This window comes from Allobosea sp. P1_A7 (assembly GCF_056406775.1).
The window spans coordinates 46,484-56,806 of sequence record NZ_JBFTZN010000021.1; the positions used below are offsets into that span (position 1 = coordinate 46,484).

The window sequence follows — 10,323 nt, forward strand, 5'->3', positions numbered from 1 at the left end:
GCCCTGGCGATATCGATGAGATGCGGATGAAGGCTGTGCGCCGCGGCAAGGCGGCCGGACGGCCATGGCCGCCGGCGTCTGGCTGGACGCGATCACTGATCAGGGTTTGGCGAAAGGCAGGGCGGGAGGCGTCATCGCCGGCACCAGCGCCGCGCTGACGATCGTCTTGGCGTCGAGGTCGAAGCTCTTCAGGTCGATGCCGCGCAGGACCGGATCCTCATAGGTCTTGACGTAGTAGACCCGGTTCACGAGGTCGGCCACCGTCGACCATTGCGTGTATTCCAGCGGCTCCCTGGGCTTGTCTCCCTGGCCCTTGTCTTGCAGCCTGATCCAGCCCTTCGGAATATCGAAATTATTGACGATATGCTCTGCCAGCCGGACGCTTTCCGGGCCGCTCGGCTTGCGTTCGACGGACATCGTATAGCCGAGCGCCCGCAGGAAACGCGATGGCGGCGTCGGATCTCCGGGAATGCCGAGCATGCCCGAGCCCTGGCCGAGCGGCGCGAAGGACTGCTCGCCGACCTTCAGCGGCGGCGCGTTGACGGGCGACAGCTTCACATAATTCCTGAGATTGGTGAGGTGCCAGTCGAAGGATGGCGCGTTGGTCATCACGCCGAGCGGGTTGTCATAGACCTTGAGCTTGCCATCGACCGGCTCGATCACCAGCGAGGCCCCGGAGGCATCGTGCAAGGTGTAATGCACTGGCGGCGCGATCTTCATCGCCTCCTGCACGACATGGATGACGGCGACGTCGCCGATCGCCGCCTTGACCTCTGCGACCGTCGCGAAACTGGTCAGAGCCCAGGTGAGCAGGTCCCATGGCGCGAGGGATTTGGCCGGGTCGGTCTTCGCCGGGTCGGCGTAGCCGGCATAATCCGGGAAATAGAGAATGCCGCCGGAGAGGCCCTTCTCGTTCATGCCGTCGACCAGGGCGGAGACGCCGAGCGCATTGAGCCCGACGGCCGCATATTTGCCGGTCCAGCTCATCGCCGGTTTTCCGCCCGGCCCGGTCGAAGCCAGCTTGTAGTTGCGCGGGATCACCATCGCGCGCGACTCGAGCTCGAACCCGAACTCCATGGTGCGGCCATAGACGGCGCCGTCATCGGTCGTCCGGATCAGGAAGCTCGTGCAGGCGAGCACGGACTGGGGTGTCGCCAGCATCGCCGCGACCAGTGTGGCGGCTGCGGCGCGCTTGGCGTGGTGCCATGGGGACGATGCACGAAGACGCATGGGTCCTCCTCTCGGGTTCGTTTAGTTCAGGGGAGGGCTCACCAGCTCATGCGGAAGCCGGCGCGTCCGCTGAGTTCGTGGCTGTCGGCGAACTGGGCGAGGCTCGTCCTGACGGAGGCTTCGCCATAGAGCGAGTAGCGGCCCCAATCATATTTCGCGCCGAGGCCGACCCCGCCCCAGAGCCGCTCCTCGGCGCTGCTGAAGCGCGTGCCGGCGACGCTGGCCGTGGTGTCGTCGAGGAACTCGTAGGAGAGGTTGGCGATGCCGTAGAGCGTGGTGCTGACGAGCTGTCCGGCGCTGTCGCGCCAGATGCTGCGATAGTCCGCCGCGAGCCCGAGGCGGCCCTTCAGGCTGTCGCCATCCCCGAGCGAGACGCGGGCGCCGAACGGATCGGTAAAGCTGTCGCCAGTGACCCTGGAATAGATCAGTTGCGCCTGCGGCGTCAGCGACCAGGCGCCGTTCAGCGCGATCCGCTGGCCGAGCTCCAGGCCGAAGGCATAGCCGAACCCGCCCGTGCCGTCGGCGAGCCGGCGCCCGAGCGTGGTCGAGCTGAGATCGCTGTCGAACCAGCTCGCCTGGGCCTGGGCATCGGCATAGAGCCCGCTCTCGCCATACCAGGTCAGCGTGCCGCCAAAGCCGGTGCCGCTGGTCGCAATCTTGCCGCGGCCGAAGACCGAGGCGATATCGGCCGTGGCCCCGCCGTGATGCGCGGTCAGGCCGCCGACCAGCGTGCCGGCGCCGTTCGCCAGAAGCTGTCCCTCGAGCCCGGCCTGGAGCCGCCAGCTGTCGATCTCGTAGGAGGTGCCGCTGGTCGAGAGCCTGGGCGTGATCCGGCTATGGGCGCCCTCGATCCGGGCCCAGATCGCCTGGCTCTCGGGCGTACCCGCCGGGGCCGTGCCGTCGCCATGCATGCGGTCGCCGACGCGCTGGCGCAGCGTCGGCAGGCCGTTCAGGCTTTGCAGCACCTGGCCATAGGCCTCGTAGACCGGCACGCCGGGCTGCAGGATCGGCACGGTGCGCGCCGGGCTGCCGACTGGCGCCGCCGCGGCTGCCGGCGGGACATAGGCCGAGCGCAGATACCAATCGCCGTCGTTGGGCGTGCTGACGCCGTTGTGCTGCAGCGTATAGGCGTAGGCGCCTGCAATCAGGGCGGGCTGCCCCTGGAAGGCATAGTCGCCATTGGCGAGGGTGAAGCTGCCATTCGAGGCGCCGCCGACATCGACGATCTTGATGCCCTCGACGGTCGGTGCGCCAGTCCCGCCCTGGTTCAGCACGTTGACCAGCGTCGATCCGGCGCTGCTGCCGGTGATGACCAGCCGGTCGGAAGGCGAGGCATCGCCGCCGAGCACCGTCTCGATCTCGAGCCTGCCGCCATTGCCGCGATAATTGCCATTGATGGTCAGCGTGCCGATCGAGTTACCGGGCGCGATCGTGCCGCCGGCTGCGTTCATCGTGGTGCCGACCGTGCCGATGCCCTGCAGCCGGCCGCCCTGCACCGCCAGCGTGCCGCCGAGGATGCCATTCACCGAGAGCGCGCCTGCCTGGATCGTGGTGGCGCCGCCGAAGCCCGAGCTGTCGCCCGTGAGGTTTGCGTGGCCAGCGGCGAGAACCAGCGCTCCCGTTCCCTCGAAGCGGCCGGCGAACGTGTCGGCGGCGGCGGTCAGGGTCAGAGTCTGCGCCCCGGTCGCGACCACGCCGCTGCCCGAAAGCGTCCTGATCGAGGCGCCGGCCGCGGTTCCGGAGATGTCGAACACGCCGTTGTTGCGCACGCCGCTGGACGCGGCGATGCTGCCCGCACCGGTGAGGGCGAGCCTGCCCGACTGGATCGTCGTCGCGCCCGTAAAGCTGTTGGCTCCGGTCAGCGTCAGCGAGCCGGCCCCGAGCTTGGTGAGTGGCCCGCCACCGAGCGCCTGGCCGACGGCAAAATTGTTGCTGGCATCGGCGATGTCGAAGCCGCCGCCATTGGCGCCCCAGTTGATGGTGCGCCCGGTGCTGTTGAAGCCGGTGCCGGTGATCTGCAGCACGCCACCATTGATGGACAGTGCTCCCGCGACACTGCCGAGATTGGCGTCCGAGGACATCGACAGCGTGCCGCCGTTGAGGACCGTCCCGCCAGAATAGGTGTTGGCTGCGATGAGATAGACCGTGCCGGCGCCGGTCACGACGAGGCCGCCCGTGCCGGAGATCGGGTTGTTCAGGTAGAAGGYATTGCCGCTCTGCACCGGGTTCAGCGTCAGGGTCTGCGCGCCGAGATTGAGGGCGGCCGCCCCGGATTTGGAAAGCTGGCTGATGCTGCCGCTCTGGCTGTCGATCCGCCATTCCTGGCTGCCTGTCAGCGTAATCCTCTCGCTGAGCGTGATCGCCTGATTGACCTGGCTGACCACGCCCAGCCCGTCGATACCGCCGATACTGACGAGACCGTTCGTCGACACTGGGGTATTGACGAAGCCAAACCCGGTATAGGGAGCCAGGAACACGATCTGTCCGACACTGCGTGCGCTGCCCCAGGTGTAGGTGGATCCGGTTCCCGCCAGGTCGAAGATCGCCCGGTCGTTGGGGCCTGGTATGCCGACGCCCCACTGGGTGCCTCCAAACTGACCCCACAGGGCGTCGCTGGACGCAACGTAGTGATAATCCGCTGCCGAAGCCGCCGAGGCCGCCGTCAGCGCGAGAATGATCGCCGTTGCGCTGGCACTCCGCTTGAGCCCCGGCAATGCGGAAYGTCCAGACATGATTCCCGATGGCTGGATGGTCAATTCGATAGGCATAGGCCACTCCGAAGCCGGGGGCCTCATCCCCCGGAGCGCTGTGATGTCGGGGGCGTTGCTGTCAGGTGCCGAAGGCGGCGCACGCAGCCGCAAGGCTGCGCAACATGCCCCCCAGCAGTGCCGCCGCGCTGCCAGGATCGCATATTCGCGAGCGCCCGCCTGTAGCGCTGCGTCTCATTTGTGATGACGCTGCGTCTCAATCGTCCGGACGTCGTCTCGTCCTGGGACGGCCTATGCCCCTGCGTCGGCGGCATTGGTTCCACCAGGCAAATCACCCTAGGAGTGATCGGGCAGGTTCCGAACGTGCGGGGCAAGTTCCGATCTTGGCGGGGGAGAGCGAGCGATGCGGCAGGCCCGGGGGGCGACTGCTCCGGTGGCGGCGGAAGAGCTCGTCCTGTCGACCGACATGGTCGAGCCTGACCTGCGCAGCGATCTCTGGCGCGAGATCTCCCGCCCGTTCTTCGAGACGACGGCGCATCCCGACGATCGCGGAGCTGTGCTTGAGGGCTCGATCCGCTCGCGGGCGCTGGGCGCACTGCTGATCGGTCCGACCAGCTTCAACCAGCAGCAATACAGCCGGGACCGGCGCACCATCCTGCAGGGCGGGCTGGATCAGTACTTCGTCCAGCTCTTCGTCGCCGGCACACTCGAGGCCGATTGCGAGGGGGAGGCGATATCGGTCGGCCCTGGCGATATCTGCGTCTTCGACCTCGCCCGGACCTTCAGGAGCAGGGTCCGGACCGGCTCCACGCTGTCGCTGGTCCTGCCGCGGGAGCGGGTCGACCGGGTGGCGGGGGGGCGCAACCTGCATGGCCTGGTGCTCAGGACCGGAGATCCGATCACGCGCCTCCTGAGCGACTTCATCGTCAGCCTGTCCCATGTCTCGCCCGTGATGAGCGACGACGACCTGCGGGCGATCGAGGAATCGGCGATCTTCCTCATCGCCTCGGGCCTCGCTCGTCACGCGCCGGGGATCGCTCTTCAGGACCCCGTGCTGGGAAACGTCCTGCGTCAGCGCATCCTGGCGTTCATCGAGGCCAATCTGTCGGATCCCGGCCTCAACCCGGCCGTGCTGACTTCCCGCTTCCGGGTCTCGCGCGCGCATCTCTACCGGATGTTTGCCGGCGATGGCGGTGTCGCCACGATCATCCGCGAGAAGCGGCTCGACGCCTCGTTCCGCGAGTTGGCCACAGTTTCACCGCGCCTTCCGCGCGCGCTTCGGAATGGCCCCGGGTGAAGCCCGTGACGCGGCAGCCGCACGCCCCTTCGCCGATCAGCGCCTCCAGCATGTGCAGGTTCATTTCGACCAATATGCGCAGCAGCTCGGGGCGGGCCCCCTGCCGAAATGATCTCTCACTTCCCCCCGTGAATCATCCGCCAGATCGCCTGTGGCGTCGCCGGCATGTCGACATGCCGCACGCCATAGGGCGAGAGCGCATCGACGAGCGCGTTCATCACCGAGGGCAGCGAGCCCGCGCAGCCGGCCTCGCCGCAGCCTTTCGCGCCGACGGGATTGGTCGCGGTCGGGCTGCCCTGACTGGCGAATGAGAAGAAGGGCAGGTCGGCAGCGCGCGGCATCGCGTAGTCCATATAGGACCCCGTCATGAGCTGGCCGGCCTCGTCATAGGCGGTCATCTCGTAGAGCGCCTGGCCGATGCCCTGCGCGACGCCGCCATGCAGCTGCCCCGCGACGATCAACGGGTTCACGATCGTGCCGAAATCATTGACCATGACATAGCTGACCACCGCGACCTCCCCGGTCTCAGGATCGATCTCGACCTCGGCGACATGACAGCCATTGGGATAGGCCGATGGCGCCGACTTGAAGACATGATCGACATCCAGGCTCCGGGGCAGCTCCTTGGGCAGGTCGGGGGTCATGCGCACCCGTTCCGCGAGCTCCATGATACCGATCGCGCGGTCGGTCCCGGCGATCGTGAACCGGCCACGGCCAAACTCGAGATCGGCGACGCCGGCTTCCAGAAAATGGGCGGCCAGGAGCTTGCCCTTCTCGATGACGCGATCGCCCGCTTCCATGATGGCCGACCCGCTCGCCATGATCGATTTGGAGCCGCCGGTGCCGCCGCCCGCGATCAGCCGGTCGCTGTCGCCCTGGACGAGTCGGATCTTGTCGAAGGGCACGCCGAGCTTGCTCGTCAGCACCTGGGCGAAGGGCGTCCAGTGGCCCTGTCCGTAATCGAGCGTGCCGGTGACGATGGTCACGCTGCCATCGGCTTCGAAATGGAGGCCGGCCATTTCATTGCTTGGCGGCGCGGTGACCTCGAGATAGCAGCCGATGCCGCGGCCGCGGAGCTTGCCGGCCTTCCGGCTCTGGCGCTGCCGCGCCCCGTAGCCCTTCCAGTCGGCCGCCTTGAGCGCTTCTGCGAACAGGGCCGGGAAATCGCCGCTGTCATACAGCGTCCCGACCGGCGTCGCCCAGGGCAGTTGCTGCGGAGCGACGAGGTTGCGCCGCCGCAGGACGGTCTTGTCGATCCCCATTTCCACGGCGGCCGCATCGATCAGCCGCTCCATGAAGTAATTGCCTTCGGGGCGCCCGGCGCCGCGATAGGCGCCGATCGGTGCCGTGTTGGTGACGACGCATTTGGTCTGCACCTCGACGAGCGGCGTGCGGTACATGCCGATGCTGTTCTTGCCGATATTCGTCGTCGCCATCATCGGCCCGACAGGCGAGAGATAGCCGCCCATATTGCCGATGCCGCTGAAGCGCGTCGCCAGGAACCGGCCGCGCGCGTCGAGCGCCAGCTCGGCCTCGAAGACCATGTCGCGGCCATGATAGTCCGAGACAAAACTCTCGGAGCGCTGATCGGTCCATTTCACCGGCTTCTTCAGCAGGCGGGCCGCGTGCAGCAGCACGACATATTCGGGGAAGACCGAGGATTTCATCCCGAAGGAGCCGCCGACATGGCCGGTGAGCAGCCGCATCCGTTCCGCCGGCACGCCCATTGCCGCGGCCAGGTTGTTGCGCATCCCGAACGCGCCCTGGCTCGGCGCATGCAGCGTGTAGCGGCCGGTCTTGCGGTCATAGGTTCCGACCGCCGCACGCGGCTCGATCGGGTTCACCACGATGCGGCTGTTGACGATGCGCAGCTTCGTGACATGGGCGGCGCTGGCAAAAGCGGCCGCGACCTTGCTGGCATCGCCGAAATGATAGTCGAGGACCACATTGCCGGGGACGTCGTCATAGAGTTGCGGCGCGTCCGGCTTGAGGGCATCCTCGTTGGCCGTGACCGCGGGCAGGATCTCGATATCGAGCAGCACGGCCTCGGCCGCATCGCGCGCCTGGACGGCCGTGCGAGCCACGACCATCGCGATGGGATCGCCGACAAAGCGGACCTTGTCGGTCGCCAGGGCGTTGCGGGCGGGCTTCCTGATCGGGCTGCCGTCCCGATTGGGATGCTCGACAACGCATTTCAGCAAGCCGTAGCCTTGGCCCGCGAGATCCTCCCCCCGATAGATCGCGACGACGCCCTTCATGGCTTCGGCCTGCGAGATATCGATGCCGCGCAGGACGCCATGCGCGTGCGGGCTGCGGACGAAGGCCGCGTAGAGCTGCCCCTCCAGCGAGACGTCATCGGTATAGCGGCCCTCGCCGCGCACGAGCACGGGGTCCTCGTTGCGCGGGACGGGCTGGCCGACCTCGAATGGCATCGTCGAAAGCTCCGCTGAGGGCGTGTGCTTATTCATCAGGAGGCACCGTGAGTAACGTGCGAGCCGACCGGCAGGCAACGTCGCTAGACTGACCCAAAATGGCGGCGCCTGTCCTGCAGATGTCGCATAGGCGCTATCCGCAGGCGGCGCATTCCGAAAAGTCAGCCGCCCGGAGGGAGGTTCTGGTTCTGGGCGCCATCCGAAGGGGTGGCGCTGAACCCTGGGAGGGGCACGGCCGCTCTATCTGGCTCGGCGTAGGCCTGGAACAAGAGATGCGCCGCGATCGGGATCGCGGCGCATCATGGCGAAGCAGCGTGCGGGCGGATAGGCCACGGGGCTGACCGGGGCCGGGTTCTACTTCACGACGGTGAGCCACATCCGCGGCTTGTTGTCCGAGTTCTGCACCAGGGACGTGATCCGCGACCGGGCGGCCCAGGCCATGGGTTGCTGATGCATTGGCAGGAACATGTGCTGATCCTTGGCGATTTTCATCGCCGCGGTCAGCATGGCGGTGCGCTTGGCGGCGTCGTTCTCGACGGCGGCCTGGGCGTTCAGGGCGTCGATCCTGTCATCGCCCCATTCGCCCCAGTTGAAGACGCCGGCCGCGGCGTCCTTCTTGTGGATCACCTGTGTCAACAGCGAGGACGAATCCAGGGTGGGCTCATTGGCCCAGCCGAAGGCGACGACGTCGAACTCGCCGCGAACCCGCTTCGGCGTCTGCTGGCTGCGCGGGGCGATGCTGAGATTGGGCCGCAGGCCGATGCGGGACCACATCGAGGCGACGGCCTGGCAGAATTCCTCCTCGTTGATGAGTGCGTCACTGGCGCAGTTCATCAGAAAGGAGAAGCCGTTGGGATACCCGGCCTCGGTCAGAAGCCGGCGTGCTTCGGCGGCGTCGAAGGGCAGGCGCTGGTCGAGCTCGGGCGTGAAGCCCGGGATCGATGGCGCGACAAGGGCGCCGGTGGTGCGAGACAGGCCACGCATGGCGCGCGACTGGATCGCGGCGACGTCGATGCCGCGATACATGGCTTCGCGGACGCGGATGTCGCGCAGCGGATTCTTGTCCTGCACATCGCTTTCCACGAGCCGCTGTCGCCAGTTGAACCCGAAGAATGTCGAGCGCACCTCGTTCGCCTGCAGGACCTTGATATCCGGCGAGGCCGCGAGACGGCTCAGGTCCTGGAGCGGAGCGGAGTTTGTGAAATCGATCTCGCCCGACAGCATGGCCGCGACGCGGGTCGCCGCCGACGTAATCGGCACGAATTCGATGCGCTCCAGATTATGGACGGGCTTGTCCCACCAGCCAGTGTTCCTGACGAAGACTGTCTGGGTGTCCCGTCGCCGCGAGACGACCTTGAACGGGCCGGTGCCGTTCGTGTTGTTTGTGGCGAAACCCTCGACGCCCTTGCCGGCATCGGTGGGCAGAAGGCTGTTATTCGCGACCAGCCACGCCTTGTTGAAGATGTGGACATTGGTCAGGTCGTTCAGAAGCAGCGGATTGGGGCTGTCGAGCTCGATCTCGATGACGGAGTCGTTGACCTTTCGGGCGCTCTTGTAGCCGTGCAGCTCTCCCCGCATGGGCGAGGTCGGATGCGTGATCCGCTCCAGCGATGCGATAACGTCGTCAGCGCTGAAGGGGGCGCCGTCGTGGAAGGTGACGCCGGGGCGCAAAGTGAAGCGCCAGAGCGTCGGCGAGGCGACGGTCCAGGCGGTGGCGAGGGCGGGTTCGATTTCCTGCTTGCCGCTGTAGCGAACCAGCCCCTCATAGACATGGTTTAGCACCGACAGGGCGTAAGTATCTCCGTAGGAGTAGGGGTCCAGCGAGCCGATCTCGCGGGGCGACCCCCATTTGAGAGTCTGCGCTTCGGCGCCTCCCATTCCGGCATGTCCGACGCCCGCCGCGAAAGCGGCTGCCATCACCATCGAAAGCAAACGGCCCATCCATCCCTCCACCATTGTCGTGCGGGATCGCACTGTCGACAATAAATGCATACGATATTGTTCTGTTTTTGCATGCAATAGCCTTTATGGATTGTGGCGTGTTTTTAGGGGTGACTGTATGCAATCCTGTGCTAGCGTCACGGTGGCGAGGCAAAAACGGTAGGCACAAATGACAACCCGTCGCGTGGTTCTTCAGCTCAATCAGCAGCAGATCGAGTTACTCGGGCGCGCGATCGCAGCGACCGGGGAGCGCGATGTGCAGGCGCTCGTACAACTCGCGCTGCGCGAGGCTGCGGCGAAGCAGGCGACGACGAATGGCGGGAGCGCACGGCAATGAGGACGGAAGTCGCCAGGATCCGGCTCGAGCCCGGTACCGGGAAGGCCATCGAAGTCAGGGCGGGCCAGATTCTGCGTATCCAGCAGATCGAGGGGCAGCAATGCGTCGACTTCAACTGCTTCAATCTTCATGATTACAAGGAATTCATGCATTGCGGGCGCACGCGCACGGTGCACGGCTTCAATCCCAGCAAGGGCACGTTCCTCTGGTCGGCGCCGCCGCGCGAGCGGGCGATGCTCTATATTTTTGAAGATACCTACGGCCGGAACGATGTGCTCTTCCCGCGTTGCAGCGCCTATCTCTATGAGAGCGCCTATGGCTTCGCACGGCACACCAACTGCCACGACATCCAGGCCGAAGCGCAACGCGAATACGGGC

7 protein-coding genes are annotated in these 10,323 nt (G+C 66.3%); 3 read left to right on the forward strand and 4 right to left on the reverse strand.

The annotated features are described in order from the left end of the window. Positions 1-99: 99 nt before the first annotated feature. Complete coding sequence (locus AC1D34_RS05910) at positions 100-1,230, reverse strand: linear amide C-N hydrolase (protein WP_441504655.1); 1,131 nt, start codon at positions 1,228-1,230, stop codon at positions 100-102. A 38-nt stretch (positions 1,231-1,268) separates the two neighbouring features. Beyond that, positions 1,269-3,962 carry an autotransporter family protein gene (locus AC1D34_RS05915; RefSeq protein WP_476823731.1) on the reverse strand — a complete coding sequence of 898 codons (2,694 nt, stop codon included), beginning with the start codon at positions 3,960-3,962 and terminating at the stop codon, positions 1,269-1,271. Between the two features lie 379 nt (positions 3,963-4,341). Between AC1D34_RS05915 and AC1D34_RS05920 the strand changes: the two genes are divergently transcribed. Continuing rightward, the gene (locus tag AC1D34_RS05920; protein ID WP_476823732.1) at positions 4,342-5,235 is read left to right on the forward strand and encodes an AraC-like ligand-binding domain-containing protein; all 894 of its coding nucleotides are present in this window, start codon (positions 4,342-4,344) and stop codon (positions 5,233-5,235) included. Between the two features lie 116 nt (positions 5,236-5,351). Here the strand turns inward: AC1D34_RS05920 and AC1D34_RS05925 are convergent, their stop codons facing one another. Together AC1D34_RS05925 and AC1D34_RS05930 are read right to left on the reverse strand one after the other, a co-directional pair. Then, positions 5,352-7,703 (reverse strand): xanthine dehydrogenase family protein molybdopterin-binding subunit, encoded by a 2,352-nt coding sequence (locus tag AC1D34_RS05925; RefSeq protein ID WP_441504652.1) that lies wholly within the window; start codon positions 7,701-7,703, stop codon positions 5,352-5,354. A 318-nt stretch (positions 7,704-8,021) separates the two neighbouring features. Further along, positions 8,022-9,608, reverse strand: coding sequence for an ABC transporter substrate-binding protein (locus AC1D34_RS05930; protein WP_441504651.1), 1,587 nt, complete (start codon positions 9,606-9,608; stop codon positions 8,022-8,024). Between the two features lie 169 nt (positions 9,609-9,777). Here AC1D34_RS05930 and AC1D34_RS05935 point away from each other — a divergent pair, with 169 nt between their 5' ends. Together AC1D34_RS05935 and AC1D34_RS05940 are read left to right on the forward strand one after the other, a co-directional pair. Then, positions 9,778-9,945 carry a hypothetical protein gene (locus AC1D34_RS05935; RefSeq protein WP_441504650.1) on the forward strand — a complete coding sequence of 56 codons (168 nt, stop codon included), beginning with the start codon at positions 9,778-9,780 and terminating at the stop codon, positions 9,943-9,945. After that, positions 9,942-10,323, forward strand: a 382-nt coding sequence (locus AC1D34_RS05940; protein ID WP_476823733.1) for a DUF1989 domain-containing protein, incomplete at its 3' end; no start/stop codon positions are given. The genes AC1D34_RS05935 and AC1D34_RS05940, both read left to right, overlap by 4 nt.